A 14,065-nucleotide genomic window follows, 5' to 3' on the forward strand; every position below is an offset into this window, starting at 1 on the left:
GCAAGGTCGGCGCCCAGTGTCATCGCCTCGCGGCTGCGGACGCGCGCCAGCGGCTGGCCCTGCTTCACCGTCTGGCCCTCGCGGGCGAGCAACTCGACCACCACGCCCTCGTAGGGCGCAGTGACCACCGCACTGCCGGTCAGCGGCACGCTGACCCGTGCCGGCAGGCCATCCAGCGGCACGTGCGCGGCGGGCTGGGCGGTGCCGGTACGGATGTCCAGCGCCTGCTTCTGGGCAGGGGTCAGGGTCTTGACCACCTCGGCAGCCGTGGCCGGCGCGCTGGCCAGGGCGGGCAGGAGGATCAGCAGCGGCAACAGCCGACGGGACATGGCGCACTCCAGGGCATGACGGTTCTTCCGCCAAGCGTGGGGCGCGAAACTTCAGGGACGCTTAAGAGGCCGGCTCTTCCGGCAGGGCAATCGGTCGCAGGGGGCCGAGACTGGCCCAAAGCACCGCCCGCTCCAGCGTGAACTCCAGGCGCAGGCCAAGCAGGCCGGCCAGGGTGCCGGAGAGCGCCAGGCCCAGGCCACCGTGATTGCTCGCCTCGCGCGCGGCCGACTTGCGCCAGAAGCGCTCGCCGAGGCGCGCCAGATCCTCCGGCGACAGGTCGGGCGCGGCGTTGCCGATGCGCAGGTTCCAGCCCTCGTCGCCCGACGCCAGCTCCACCCGCACGTCGCTGCCGGCCGGGGCGTACTCGGCGGCATTCAGCAGCAGGTTGTCGACGATGCGTTCGAGCAGTGCCGGATCGGACATCACCCAGCACTCGTCCGGCAGCTGCGCCGCGATCGTCACTTCGCGCTTGCCCGCCGGTCCCGCGGCCATCGCCAGCGAGCGGCGCAGCAGGTCCGCGAGTTCCAGCGGCTCGACCTGTGCCTGGTCGATGCCCGCCTCATAGCGCGACAGTGCGAGCAGGCCGTCGATGCAGCGCTGCATGCGGTCGATCGACGCGATCGCCCCGGCCAGTACCTCGGGCGAGGGCGCGCCGCGACTGGCCAGTTCCACCGCCATGCGGGTCTCGGCCAGCGGCGTGCGCAGTTCGTGTGCCACGTCGCGGGCGAAGCGGCGCTCGCGCCCCAGCGCGGCCTGCAGCCGTGCGAACGCCGAATTGAGGGTGTTGGCGAACGGCTTCAGTTCGCTCGGCATGCGCGCCACCGGCAACGGCTCCACGCGCGGCGCGCCGTCGGGCCCGGTATCGGCGGCAAATGCGAGCAGCGGACGCAGCCCACCGCGCACCGCCAGTACCGAGAGCAGCGCCGCGAGCAGTCCCATGCCGAGTACGCCGATCACCAGTGCCAGGTGCACGTGGCGTTCGAGCTGGTCGACCTGCTCGCGCTCCTCGGCCACCACCAGGATCGCTTCATCGGCGCGCCCCAGCATGGAGAAGCGCAAGCCGACCGCACGACCGCGATGGCCGTCCGGCAGGCGCAGGTCGTAGAACAGCGGGGCGTTGGCCGGCACCGGCGCCGGCGGAGGCTGCAGGTTGCTCGCCGCATTGCTGGCCGAGCTGAGCAGCGTGCTGCCGGCGGCGTCCCAGATCTGCACGAAGTCGGTATGGCCACCGGTGGCGTACTCCGGGCTCAGCTCGTGCAGCTCCTGCCAGGCGTCGTCGCGCGGATGGGACTCCAGCAACACCACCACGCCGCGCGCGCGACTGAGCAGGGTGGCGTCGAGGCGGCCGAAGATCTGCTTGTCGATGCTGAAGTCCAGCAGCAGGAACAGCGCGAACATCAACGTGCCCAGACCGCCGAGCATGAGCAGCAGCAACCGCGCGCGGATCGAGCCGAACAGCAGGTTACGCGGCCACGACATAGCCAAAACCCCGCCGTGTCTCGATCAGCTGCTCGATCCCCGCCTGCGCGAGCTTGGTGCGCAGCGTGCTCACCAGGACCTCGATCACCTTGTCCGAGGCCTCGCTGCGGGCGTCGTACAGGCCCTCGAACAGCGCAGCGCGTGAAAACACCCGGCCGCGGTGCGCCAACAGCATCTCCAGCAGCGCGTATTCCTTCGGCGACAGTGGCAGCAGCGCGTCGCCGACGCACGCGGTGCGGGCGCGCGGATCCACCACCAGCCGCCCGGCTTGCAGCAGCACCGGTGCACTCTCGCCTCGACGCATCAACGCGTGCAGCCGCGCCAGCAGCTCGGCATAGGCGAACGGCTTGACCATGAAATCGTCGGCGCCGAGGTTCAGCACGTCGACGCGGTCCTCGACCTGCCCGCGGGCCGAAAGCACCAGCACGCGCGGGCGATCCGGCCGGTCGCGCAGGCTGCGCAGCACGGCCCAGCCGTCGGTACGCGGCATCATCAGGTCCAGCGTGACCACGTCGTAGCTGAAGCTGGCCAGGAAATGCATGGCCTGCTCGCCGTCGGTGGCGAGATCCACCACGTGACCGTCACGCACCAGCGCGTCACGCAGGTCGCGTCCCAGTGTGGGCGAGTCCTCGGCGATCAATATCCGCACGGTCTCCCCCTCTCGCTCGCGCCGCTCAGCCGACCGGCTGCAGCACCAGGCCGGACGAGGCCGCCGGAAGCAGCCAGTGATCGGCCAGCAGCAGCGCGAACAGCGCCATCAGATAGACGATGGAGTAATGGAACACGCGCATCGCGAAGTACTCGTCCGGCGGATTCATCAGGCGGATCGCGTAGTACAGGAACACCACGTCGAGCACCGCCGCGCCGCCAAGATAGACCAGACCGGTGTAACCGGTAAGGGCCGGCAGCAGGGTCACCACCACCAGCAGCACGGTGTACAGCAGCACGTGCCAGCGGGTGTAGGCCACGCCATGGGTCACCGGCAGCATCGGCACCTGCGCACGGGCGTAGTCCTCGCGGCGGAAGATCGCCAGTGCCCAGAAGTGCGGCGGCGTCCACACGAAGATGATCAGGCACAGCTGCAGGGCGAAGGCGTGCAGGTGCCCGGTGACCGCGGTCCAGCCGAGCACCGGCGGGATCGCGCCGGCCAGGCCGCCGATCACGATGTTCTGCGGCGTGGCCCGCTTGAGGTAGGCGGTATAGACCAGCGCATAGCCGATCAGGCCGCCGAAGGTGAGCACGGCGGTGAGCGTGTTGACCAGCAGCCCGAGCACCAGCATCGAGGCGATGCCCAGCAGCACCGCGAACACCAGCACCTGGCGCACGCTCAATGCGCCGGTGGCCAGCGGGCGGCGCGCGGTGCGCGCCATCAGCTTGTCGATGCGCTCGTCGATCAGGTGGTTGAACGCCGCGGCCGAGCCGGAGGCCATCCAGATGCCCAGCGTGCCGAACACCAGGGCGCGCCACGGCGGGATGCCGGGGACCGCCAGGAACATGCCGATGACGGCGCAGAACACCAGCAGCGCGACGACGCGGGGCTTGGTGAGCTGCAGATACTCTTTGAAATGGGCGGTCATCCGGTCGATTCTACCAGCGGCAAACCGTCCACCCGGCGGCGCTGGGTGCGCGCCAGCGTCGCCAGCAGGGTGAACAGCAGCACCGCGGCGACGCCGTTGTGCGCGGTCGCCACCCACAGGGGCAGGCCGAAGTGCACGTTGCTGACGCCCAGCAGCACCTGGGTCACCAGCGCCGCGCCGATGGCGATGCCGAACGGGCGCAGACCGGCGCGCGCCACCTTGTGCGCCAGCCAGCCGAGGTAGCAGAACACCACCAGCGCGCCGATCCGGTGGGCGATCTGGATCGCGCTGCGGGCGGCCAGGTCCAGCACGCCACCCTCGTAGTTCACCCCGATCTCGCGCCACAGGACGAAGCCCTGGTGGAAATCGGTGGGCGGCATCCACTGGCCGAGGCACTTCGGGAAGTCCGTGCCGCAGGCCAGCGCGGCGTAGTTGGACGAGGTCCAACCGCCCAGCGCGATCTGCACGGCCAGCAGCACCAGGCCAAGCACCACCACGCGGCGAAGGCCGGCGTACCGGTCATCATCGGCGCCCACGCCGGCGTAGCGCAGCGCCGACCAGGCCAGCAGCGCAAAGGTGGTCAGGCCGCCGAGCAGGTGACCCATCACCACGATCGGCTTCAGCAGCAGGGTCACCGTCCACATGCCGAGCATGGCCTGGAAGATGATCACCGCGAACGCCAGCACGCTCGCCCGCCAGGCGCCGGGCCGCGGCAGGGTCAGCGCGACGGCCAGCGGCAAGCCGATCGCCAGTGCCGATGCGGCGGTGGACCAGAGGAAGTCGTGATGCATGTAAAGCGTGATGCCGACCACAGCGAAACCGGCGCCCAGCAACACCGCCACCGCCCGGGCGCGCTGGCGCCAGGCGGCGATCAGCGCCATGGCGAACACCGCGCAGCCCAGCGTGCCGGCGAGCATGCGGTGCACCTGTTCGCGCCACGCCTTGTTGTCCTCGAACGGACGCTGGGGGAACGCCGCGTCGGCCTTGGCCACTTCGTGCGGTGCGGTCGGCCAGGTCGCCTTGCCGTAGCAGGTCGGCCAGTCCGGACAGGACAGGCCGGCATTGGACAGGCGCACGAAAGCGCCGAACATCACCAGCCCGAAGGCGAATACCGCCGCCAGCAGCGACAGGCGGCGCAGCACGAGGGTCGAACGATCGGTCATCAGCGGATCACCTTCTGCAGGTCCTGGGCGAGCCCGGCGGCATCGAACCCGGTCGGATACAACGACAACGCGGTGCCATTGGATTCCACCAGCAGCGCACTGACGCTGTCCGGCGTGCCGGGAGCGAATGCGGCGAGCTTGCCGCCGGTGTCGTGCCCGACGAGATACGACGCATCCGGGTTGGCGCCGAGCTGCAGGCGGTTGCCGACCACCGCCTGCCCGGGCGGCAGCGCACCGACCAGCAGCAGGCGCAGGCGCGGCTGGTTGCGGTTGAGCATCACCCGCGCCTTGGCCATCGCCTCGAGCTGACGCAGGCACCGTGTGGCGCAATCGGGGCCGGTCAGCGCGACCAGGGTCATCCGCGGCTTCGCGTCGCGCCAGGCATACACCGAGCCGTCGTTAAGCGTGACCGGCAACGCTTCGTCGGCGAAATTGCGCTGCGGCAGGATCGGTTCGCCGTGCCCCTTGGTGCCGGGCTGCCAGCCGCTGAGCGTGAGCAGGCCGGCGGCCAGCATCGGCGCGGCGAACACCGCCGCGATCAGCAGGAGCTTGAGGCGACTGTTGCGCACGGCGCGGTCGGAGGAAGGAGGCGTCATGGTTCGGCTCTCAGGAAGACCGCGGCCGCGGCCGGCGCTTGCGGTGGAGCACCAGGAAGATCACCACCGCCGCGAGGGCGAAGGTGAACCACTGGAAGGCGTAGGCACGATGCCGCGAGGGCGGCATCGAGGAAAAATCGGGCGTGCGCTTGCGCTCGTAGATCGACGCCGGATCCGGGTCCAGCGCCAGCACGCGGGGGTAGATCGGGCGACCGAGGTCATGGGAGACCTGTCCAAGGTCGAGATAGATCGTCTTCTTCGGATACGCCTGCTGCCGGGCCAGCGCATCGCCCCCCATCTCGAGCGCCACACCGGGCGGCGGCACGTAGAGGCCCTGCAACTGCTCCGGACCGGTCGGCAGCGGCGGTACCTGCGGCGTGGCGTCGGTACCGTTGCCGCGCAGGAAACCGAGGTCGGCCAGCAGCAGGGGGGCGTGCCCATCCAGCTCGACCGGCGCGTACACCTCCACGCCACCGAGGGCGTCGTGCCTGGGGTTGTCCAGCAGGTAGACGCGGCCAGCCAGGTAACGGCCGTGCACCCGCACGCGCGGATACGCCGATGCCGGAGGCGACTGCGCGACACGATCGAAATCCTGCAGCGGCGCGGTGGCCGCCGTGGCATAGCGCCGCAGCAGGGCCTCCTTTTCGGCGGCACGGTGCAGCTGCCAGACGCCCAGGCGTACGAAAAGCAGCGCTCCGGCCACGGTCAGCAGCACCGACCACCAGGCGGGACGGCGAAACGCGCTCACGCAGACGTCCCGCGGACGAACGCTATACTCGGGGCGTCGAAATCGTACGAGTCAGTCACGTGGAAACCGTCTACAAATATGCGCTGGTGGTTCTGCTGCTGGTGGTGCTGTTCAATCTCGGGCAGGCGCTGTACTTCATGATGACCGACCGGGACGGCAGCAGTCGTCGTACCGCCTGGGCACTGACCCGCCGCATCGGCCTGTCGGTGCTGCTCATCCTGATGGTGATCTTCGGCATCTGGATGGGCTGGCTGCATCCGCACGGCGTGAATGGCTGACACCGATCCGGCATTGTAGCTGGAGCCTGTCTTCCGCACCCGGTCGATGCGGCGATGCGCCCGTCGCCTGGGCAAGAAAAAGCCCGCCATTCGGCGGGCTTTCTCGTTTCCGGATCGCGAACGACTCAGAGGATGTAGACGAACATGAACAGGCCCAGCCAGACCACGTCGACGAAGTGCCAGTACCAGGCCACCGCCTCGAAGCCGAAGTGGTGCTCCTTGTTGAAGTGGCCCTTCAGCACGCGGAACCAGATCACCGCGAGCATGATCGTGCCCAGCGTCACGTGCATGCCGTGGAAGCCGGTGAGCATGAAGAAGGTCGAGCCGTACACGCCCGAGTGCAGGGTGAGGTTGAGCTCCTTGTAGGCCTCCATGTACTCGTGCGCCTGGCAGTACAGGAACAGCGCACCGAGCAGCACGGTCAGGCCGAGGAACAGCAGCACGCGGCCGCGGTGGGCCGACTTCAGGGCGTGATGCGCGATGGTCACGGTGACGCTCGAGGTAAGCAGGATCAGCGTGTTGAGCAGCGGCAGACCCCACGCCGTCACGGTCTCGAAACCGCCACCGATGTGCGCCGGGCCATTGCCGCCGGCCGCGCCCCAGCCCCCGGTGTAGGCCGGATACAGGAACTGGTTGGTCAGCACGCCATGGCCTTCGCCGGAGAGCCACGGCACCGCGAACATGCGGGCGTAGAACAGCGCGCCGAAGAACGCCCCGAAGAACATCACCTCGGAGAAGATGAACCACATCATGCCCATGCGGAACGAGCGGTCCACCTGGTCGTTGTAGCTGCCGGCCAGCGATTCGCGGATCACCGAGCGGAACCAGCCGAAGAACATCGCCAGCACGCCGACGATGCCGATGGTAAGCACGGTCTTGCCGAACGAGGTGTCGCTCGGCTGCGCGCTGAGCCAGTGGCTGGCGCCGAACATGGTGACGAACATCACCACGGCGGCGATGAACGGCCACGAGCTCTTGGTTGGTATGTAGTAAGCGCCTTGCTGCTGACCCATCGTGAAGGTTCCCGTGGATGTCTCTCTAACGACCACCCCGCCATGTCGTGCGGGGAACTTGCTCTAACAGGCCGGGCTCAACGCACCATCTGCAGGAACGACAGGGCGAATATCGCCAGGGCGATCCCCGCCACGATCAGTGCGGTACGCCGGGCGCCCCGGCGACGTGCATCCATCATGGCCTGCTGCGAAGTCTCTTGCATGACCGGCTAACTCTCTCCGATGCCGCCACCGGTGGTGACGGCACCCTGGCTGTTTCAGTGGTCGACGTGGCCGTGCGCCAGTTCGTCGTCATTGATCACCGGCGGCACGTCGAAGGTATGGAACGGCGCCGGCGACGGCACGGTCCACTCCAGGCCCTTGGCGCCTTCCCACACGCGGTCGGTCGCCTTCTTCTTCGAGCCCCACACCGCGTGGATCACCACGCCCACGAAAATCAGCTGCGAGGCGCCGAACAGGAAGCCGCCGATCGAGCTGATCATGTTGAAGTTGGCGAACGCCACGTTGTAGTCGGGGATGCGGCGCGGCATGCCGGCCAGACCCAGGAAGTGCTGCGGGAAGAACAGCACGTTGACCCAGATCACCGAGTTCCAGAAGTGCATCTTGCCCCAGAACTCGGAGTACATCCGGCCGGTCCACTTCGGCAGCCAGTAGTAGGTGGCCGCGATGATCGAGAACACCGCACCGGTGACCAGCACGTAGTGGAAGTGCGCCACCACGAAGTAGGTGTCGTGGTACTGGAAGTCGGCAGGGGCCAGCGCCAGCATCAGGCCGGAGAAGCCGCCGATGGTGAACAGGATGACGAACGCGATGGCAAACAGCATCGGCGTCTCGAAGGTCATCGAGCCGCCCCACATCGTGGATACCCAGTTGAACACCTTCACGCCGGTCGGTACCGCGATCAGCATCGTGGCGTACATGAAGAACACCTCGGCGCCCAGCGGCAGGCCGACGGCGAACATGTGGTGCGCCCACACGATGAACGACAGGAAGGCGATCGAGGCAATCGCGAACACCATCGCCTTGTAGCCGAAGATCGGCTTGCGCGCGAAGGTCGGGATGACCTCCGAGATGATCCCGAACGCCGGCAGGATCATGATGTACACCTCGGGGTGACCGAAGAACCAGAAGATGTGCTGGTACAGCACCGGGTCACCGCCACCGGCGGCATTGAAGAAGCTGGTGCCGAAGTACTTGTCGGTCAGCAGCATCGTCACCGCGCCAGCCAGCACCGGCATCACCGCGATCAGCAGGAACGCGGTGATCAGCCAGCTCCACACGAACACCGGCATCTTCAGCAGGTCCATGCCCGGCGCGCGCATGTTGAGGATGGTGGCGATAATGTTGATCGCGCCCATGATCGAGCTGATGCCCATCAGGTGGATCGCGAACACCATCTGCGCCACCGAACCGCCCTGCAGCGCCAGCGGCGGGTACATCGTCCAGCCGCCGGCCGGCGCCCCACCCGCGGTGAACAGGGTGGACAGCAGCAGCGCGAACGCGAACGGCATGATCCAGAACGAGAGGTTGTTCATGCGCGGCAGCGCCATGTCCGGCGCACCGATCATCAGCGGGATCATCCAGTTGCCGAGGCCGACGAAGGCCGGCATCACCGCGCCGAAGATCATCACCAGCGCATGCATGGTGGTCATCTCGTTGAAGAAGTACGGCTGCACCAGCTGCAGGCCGGGTTTGAACAGCTCGGCGCGGATCACCATCGCGAAGCTGCCGCCGATGAAGAACATCGTCAGCGCGAACACGAGGTACAGGGTGCCGATGTCCTTGTGGTTGGTGGACATGCACCAGCGCACGAAGAAGTTGCTCGGAGCACCGTGATGATCGTGGTGGTCGTGGGTGGCTGCGTGGGCCATGGCCTTGCACCTCTACCTGATACGTAATGACGTGGGACCGCGCCAGGCGCGGTCCGGAAAATCAACCCTGGTTGCCCTGGGCCGGAGTGGTTGCCTGTGCGGTGGCCGGAGCCGCAGCAGCCGGCTTTGGCGCATTTGCGGCCTCCTGCTGGGCCAGCCACTGCTCGAACTCGGCCTTGGGCACCGCCTTCACCACGATCGGCATGAAGCCGTGATCCTGGCCGCACAGCTCGGCGCACTGGCCGCGGTACACGCCCGGCTTCTCGATGTTGGTCCAGGCCGCGTTGACGATGCCGGGGATGGCGTCCATCTTCCAGCCCAGCGCCGGCACCCACCAGGAGTGGATCACGTCGCCGGCGGTGATCACGAAGCGGATCTTGGTACCCACCGGCACCACCAGCGGCTTGTCGACATTCAGCAGATAGGTGTTCTCGCCGTCGGTCTGCACCGCGTTCGGATCCATGCCCGAATCCAGCTGGCGGGTTTCGTCGGAGAGACGGTCGAGCTTGGACATGAAGCCGACGTGGTCGATCGGCTTGCCCTTGTAGTCGACGTAGTCGTAGCGCCACTTCCACTGGTAGCCGGTGACCTTCACGGTCATCTGCGAGCCGGTGGTGTTGGCGAACGAGGTCAGGCCACCGGTCGCCAGGTAGGCCAGCGTGATCAGGATGATCACCGGGATGGTGGTCCACACCACCTCGAGCATGGTGTTGTGCGTCCACTTCTCGGCGACGGCGCCGCGCGACTTGCGGAAGCGGAACATGGCGATGAACATCGCGCCGAACACCAGGATGCCGATGCCGACGCACACGCCCAGGGCGATGTTGTTCAGGTGGTAAGGCACCGACGACCACTCGCTGGCGCCGCGCGTCATGTTGAGCTGCCATGGCTTCGGATTGGCCATCGCCGAGCCGCCGAACAGGGCAAGCGCCCCGCCGAGGCCGGCCAACACCGCGCGCTTGATACCGTGAGGCTTGATGCCGCCAGATGTCATGTCTTGCACCTTTGTTGAACCTACCTGCGCCACGGAGCCGTGGATTCGGCCAGCAGCACCTTGAGTTTCCCCGACAGCTCGGCACGCTCCTCTTCAGCGAGGAAAGCCCCGATTTCCAGCTCGCGACCATGCGATGCCAGCAGCAAACGACGGCGCCCCGCACCCGGAACCAGCTTCACCCGCACCCAGTGCGACTGGAAACGGATGCGCCGCTGCCCCGGCAGCGATCGCACCTCCAGCGACGATTCGTCGAGGGTGATGCGCTCCCCACGGTCGCCAGCCCGCCAGGCCACGCTCAGCGCGACGGCCATAGCCACGGACTCGATCAGCGCAAACAGCGGAGCGAAGACATTCCCCTGCCACGCCCCCAAGCCGGCGGTCGTCAGCGCCAGCGCAGCCAGCACCAGGATCAGTCGACGCAAACCCTTGCGGCTCAGCACGCGATTGGGACGAAGCCACATCGCGCACGGCAAGCCTTCGGAGGCGGGTCGAAGCACGATCATGGCGAAACCGGCGTGCCTGGAACGCACGAATCATAGGCCGCCCCCGTCCGGTGGGCAACATTGCCGCAGGGGACTGACGCGGATCAGCGCGCGCTTCCGTGCCCGCCCGCAACAACCGCGGCGCGGGCCGGCAAGACATCGCGATGCCCGGCATCCACGCCCGCGGCAGGAAGATGGACGCGAGGGTGCGACACTTTGCCCTATCGACGACACGCGCTGCGTTGCAACGCAGCATCAGACAAGGCCTGGCGGCTTGGGTGAGGCCGGGACACACGCGTACAATGCGGCGCTTTCGCCCTCCCCCACCCGCACGTCAACCAACGGATCGAACGACCCGTGACCGCTCCCATCCTGAGTCCCGAACTCCCCGATCGCACCACGCCCGCGCGGGCGCGCATCACTGCCGCCTGGCTGCGCGACGAGACCGAGGCCGTGCTCGACCTGCTCGATCAGGCCAGCCTGCCCGACGACGAACGCGAGCAGGTCGTCGACCGCGCCGCCGCCCTGGTTACCCGCGTCCGCGCGCGGGCCAAGGATCAGAGCGTGGTCGAGTCCTTCATGCGCCAGTACGACCTGTCCAGCGAGGAAGGCGTGTTGCTGATGTGCGTGGCCGAGGCGCTGCTGCGCATCCCCGACACGCGCACCGCGGACAAGCTGATCCGCGACAAGCTCGGCGACGCGAACTGGCGCAAGCACCTGGGCCGCAGCGAATCGCTGCTGGTCAATGCCTCCACCTGGGGCCTGCTGCTCACCGGCCAACTGGTGAACCTGGCCGACGGCACGCGCGACGATTTCACCGGTGCGCTGCGCCGGCTGGTCGCACGCATCGGCGAACCGACCATCCGCGGCGCCGTGCGCCAGGCCATGCGCATCATGGGCCACCAGTTCGTGATGGGGCGGACCATCGAGGAAGCGCTGGACCGCTCGGTCAAGAAGGAGAACGCGGCCTACCGCTATTCCTTCGACATGCTGGGCGAGGCCGCGCTGACCGCCGCCGATGCCGAGCGCTACCAGCAGGCCTACCGCGACGCCATCGCCGCGCTGGGCAAGCGGGGGCCCTTCGCCAACCACACCGATGCGCCCTCGATCTCGGTCAAGCTGTCGGCGCTGTTCCCGCGCTACGAGGTGGCCCAGCGCGAGCGTGCCCGCGTCGCGCTCACCGAAAAGCTGCTGGAGCTGGCCCAGCTGTCGATGAAAGCCGGCATCGCACTGTCGGTCGACGCCGAGGAGGCCGACCGCCTCGAGCTCTCGCTGGACATCATCGGCGAGGTCTTCGCGCATCCGTCGCTGGCGGGCTGGAACGGCCTGGGCATCGTGGTGCAGGCGTATGCCAAGCGCACCCCGTTCGTGATCGACTGGCTGGTCGAGATGGCGCTGATGCACGACCGCCGCTGGTACGTGCGCCTGGTCAAGGGCGCTTACTGGGACGCGGAGATCAAGAAGGCGCAGGAACAGGGTCTGTCCGGCTATCCGGTGTTCACCCGCAAGCCGAACACCGACGTCTCCTACCTGGCCTGCGCGCGCCGCCTGTTCGCCGCCGGCAGCCACCTGATCTATCCCCAGTTCGCCACCCACAACGCGCACACCATCGCCGCAGTGCATCACATCGCGCAGGGGCGTCCGTTCGAGTTCCAGCGCCTGCACGGCATGGGTGCGGACCTGTACGCCGAGGTGATCGGGCCGAAACGCTTCGACGTGCCGTGCCGCGTCTACGCACCGGTGGGCTCCCACGAGGACCTGCTGCCCTACCTGGTGCGCCGCCTGCTGGAAAACGGCGCCAACACCAGCTTCGTCAACCGCGTGGTGGACGAGGACGTACCGGCCCGCGACCTCGTCGCCGATCCCTGCGACACCGTGCGCGCGTTCGAATCGATTCCGCATCCGCGCATCCCGCTGCCGGCCAATCTCTACGGTGAACTTCGGAAGAACTCCATGGGCGTCAACTTTGCCAACGACAACGAACTGACCGCGCTCGCCGAGGCAGTCAACGCATGCACCGGCCCCTGGACCGCCGGCCCGCTGGTGCCCGGCGCAGCCAGCCAGGGGGCAATGGTCGAGGTCACCAACCCGGCCGACCGCCGCCAGCGCGTGGGCAGCTACCTCAGCGCCGACGACGCCACCGTGCAGCAGGCGCTGGCCAACGCCCATGCCGCGCAGGACCGCTGGAACAACATGCCGGTATCCAACCGTGCGGCGATGCTGGAATACGCGGCCGAACAGCTCGAGGCACGTCGCGCCGAGTTCATCGCGCTGTGCGTGCGCGAGGCGGGCAAGAGCCTGCCGGATGCGATCGCCGAGATCCGCGAGGCCGCCGACTTCCTGCGCTACTACGCCACCATGGCGCGCCGCCTGTTCGCCGAGCCCGAAGTGCTGCCCGGCCCGACCGGCGAGAGCAACCGGCTGTACCTGGAAGGTCGCGGCGTGTTCGTCGGCATCAGCCCGTGGAATTTCCCGCTGGCGATCTTCGTCGGCCAGGTCAGCGCCGCGCTGGCGGCCGGCAACCCGGTGATCGCCAAGCCCGCCGAGCAGACCAGCCTGATCGGCTACCTCGCCACCCGCCTGCTGCACGAGGCCGGCGTGCCGGAAGACGTGCTGCAGTTCGTGCCGGGCGACGGCGCCACCGTCGGCGCTGCGCTGACCCGAGATCCGCGCGTGGCCGGCGTGGTGTTCACCGGCTCCACCGACACCGCCTGGGCGATCAACCGCGCGCTGGCCGCACGCAATTCGCAGATCGCCGTGCTGATCGCCGAGACCGGCGGCCAGAACGCGATGATCGCCGACTCCTCCGCACTGCCCGAACAGATCGTCAAGGACGTGATCGCCTCGGCGTTCCAGTCCGCCGGCCAGCGCTGCTCGGCGGCCCGCGTGCTGTACGTGCAGGACGATATCGCCGACAAGGTGATCACCATGCTGGCCGGCGCGATGGCCGAGCTGAAGGTCGGCGACCCCGGCCTGCTGTCCACCGACGTCGGCCCGGTGATCGACGAGGACGCCAAGGCGATCCTGGTCGAGCACGCCGCGCGCATGGACACCGAAGCGAAGAAGATCGCCGAGGCACCGCTGGATCCCGAGATCGCCGCCCACGGCACCTTCTTCGCCCCGCGCGCGTACGAGATCCCGTCGCTGGACATCCTCAAGCGCGAGGTGTTCGGCCCGGTGCTGCACGTGCTGCGCTGGAAGGCCAGCGAGCTGGACCAGGTGATCGCCGCGATCAATGCCACCGGCTACGGCCTCACGCTGGGCGTGCACAGCCGCATCGATGCCACCATCGACTACATCAGCCGTCACGCGCGCGTGGGCAACTGCTACGTCAACCGCAACCAGATCGGTGCGGTGGTCGGCGTGCAGCCGTTCGGCGGCGAGGGCCTGTCGGGCACCGGCCCGAAGGCGGGCGGCCCGCACTACCTGCTGCGCTTCGCCGGCGAGCGCACGCTCACCATCAACACCACCGCGGCCGGCGGCAACGCCTCGCTGCTGACCATCGGCGAGTGACACGCCCCGCACGGGCCGGCC

14 protein-coding genes are annotated in these 14,065 nt (G+C 68.1%); 2 read left to right on the plus strand and 12 right to left on the minus strand.

Annotated elements, in window-relative coordinates; translation table 11 throughout:
• From C693_RS22135 to C693_RS0117315, 7 genes are all read right to left on the minus strand, one after another.
• Window positions 1–329 (minus strand): biotin/lipoyl-binding protein (locus C693_RS22135; protein ID WP_043599208.1); only part of this gene is annotated, 329 nt, incomplete at its 3' end.
• A gap of 61 nt (window positions 330–390) precedes the next feature.
• Window positions 391–1,809, minus strand: coding sequence for an ATP-binding protein (locus C693_RS0117290; RefSeq protein WP_017463540.1), 1,419 nt, complete (start codon window positions 1,807–1,809; stop codon window positions 391–393).
• Window positions 1,793–2,458, minus strand: coding sequence for a response regulator transcription factor (locus tag C693_RS0117295; protein WP_026107519.1), 666 nt, complete (start codon window positions 2,456–2,458; stop codon window positions 1,793–1,795). Before C693_RS0117295 ends, C693_RS0117290 begins: the two co-directional genes overlap by 17 nt.
• Before the next feature lie 25 nt (window positions 2,459–2,483).
• Window positions 2,484–3,386: a heme o synthase gene (cyoE, locus tag C693_RS0117300; RefSeq protein ID WP_017463542.1), complete on the minus strand. Its 903-nt coding sequence runs from the start codon at window positions 3,384–3,386 to the stop codon at window positions 2,484–2,486.
• Window positions 3,383–4,549: a COX15/CtaA family protein gene (locus C693_RS0117305; RefSeq protein WP_017463543.1), complete on the minus strand. Its 1,167-nt coding sequence runs from the start codon at window positions 4,547–4,549 to the stop codon at window positions 3,383–3,385. Before C693_RS0117305 ends, cyoE begins: the two co-directional genes overlap by 4 nt.
• Window positions 4,549–5,145: a hypothetical protein gene (locus C693_RS0117310; protein ID WP_017463544.1), complete on the minus strand. Its 597-nt coding sequence runs from the start codon at window positions 5,143–5,145 to the stop codon at window positions 4,549–4,551. Before C693_RS0117310 ends, C693_RS0117305 begins: the two co-directional genes overlap by 1 nt.
• A gap of 10 nt (window positions 5,146–5,155) precedes the next feature.
• The gene (locus C693_RS0117315; RefSeq protein ID WP_017463545.1) at window positions 5,156–5,893 is read right to left on the minus strand and encodes an SURF1 family protein; all 738 of its coding nucleotides are present in this window, start codon (window positions 5,891–5,893) and stop codon (window positions 5,156–5,158) included.
• Window positions 5,894–5,952: 59 nt separating this feature from the next.
• On the opposite strand from C693_RS0117315, the gene C693_RS0117320 reads away from it, so the two are divergent.
• Entirely contained in the window at window positions 5,953–6,171 is a 219-nt protein-coding gene (locus C693_RS0117320; protein ID WP_017463546.1) for a twin transmembrane helix small protein, read from the plus strand.
• A gap of 125 nt (window positions 6,172–6,296) precedes the next feature.
• On the opposite strand, the gene C693_RS0117325 is transcribed toward C693_RS0117320, so the two are convergent.
• The 5 genes from C693_RS0117325 to C693_RS0117345 form a co-directional block, all read right to left on the minus strand.
• Window positions 6,297–7,184: a cytochrome c oxidase subunit 3 gene (locus C693_RS0117325; protein ID WP_017463547.1), complete on the minus strand. Its 888-nt coding sequence runs from the start codon at window positions 7,182–7,184 to the stop codon at window positions 6,297–6,299.
• A 77-nt stretch (window positions 7,185–7,261) separates the two neighbouring features.
• A complete protein-coding gene (locus C693_RS24400; protein ID WP_017463548.1) occupies window positions 7,262–7,387 on the minus strand; it encodes a hypothetical protein in 126 nt (41 codons plus the stop codon).
• Window positions 7,388–7,441: 54 nt separating this feature from the next.
• A complete protein-coding gene (gene ctaD, locus C693_RS0117335) occupies window positions 7,442–9,055 on the minus strand; it encodes a cytochrome c oxidase subunit I (RefSeq protein WP_017463549.1) in 1,614 nt (537 codons plus the stop codon).
• A 61-nt stretch (window positions 9,056–9,116) separates the two neighbouring features.
• Complete coding sequence (gene coxB / locus C693_RS0117340; protein WP_017463550.1) at window positions 9,117–10,049, minus strand: cytochrome c oxidase subunit II; 933 nt, start codon at window positions 10,047–10,049, stop codon at window positions 9,117–9,119.
• A 20-nt stretch (window positions 10,050–10,069) separates the two neighbouring features.
• Entirely contained in the window at window positions 10,070–10,510 is a 441-nt protein-coding gene (locus tag C693_RS0117345; protein WP_017463551.1) for a DUF2244 domain-containing protein, read from the minus strand.
• 378 nt (window positions 10,511–10,888) lie between these two features.
• On the opposite strand from C693_RS0117345, the gene putA reads away from it, so the two are divergent.
• The gene (gene putA, locus C693_RS0117350; protein WP_017463552.1) at window positions 10,889–14,044 is read left to right on the plus strand and encodes a bifunctional proline dehydrogenase/L-glutamate gamma-semialdehyde dehydrogenase PutA; all 3,156 of its coding nucleotides are present in this window, start codon (window positions 10,889–10,891) and stop codon (window positions 14,042–14,044) included.
• Window positions 14,045–14,065 lie beyond the last annotated feature (21 nt).

It is taken from the genome of Dyella ginsengisoli LA-4 (assembly GCF_000334915.1).
Taxonomy (GTDB): domain Bacteria; phylum Pseudomonadota; class Gammaproteobacteria; order Xanthomonadales; family Rhodanobacteraceae; genus Dyella_A; species Dyella_A ginsengisoli_A.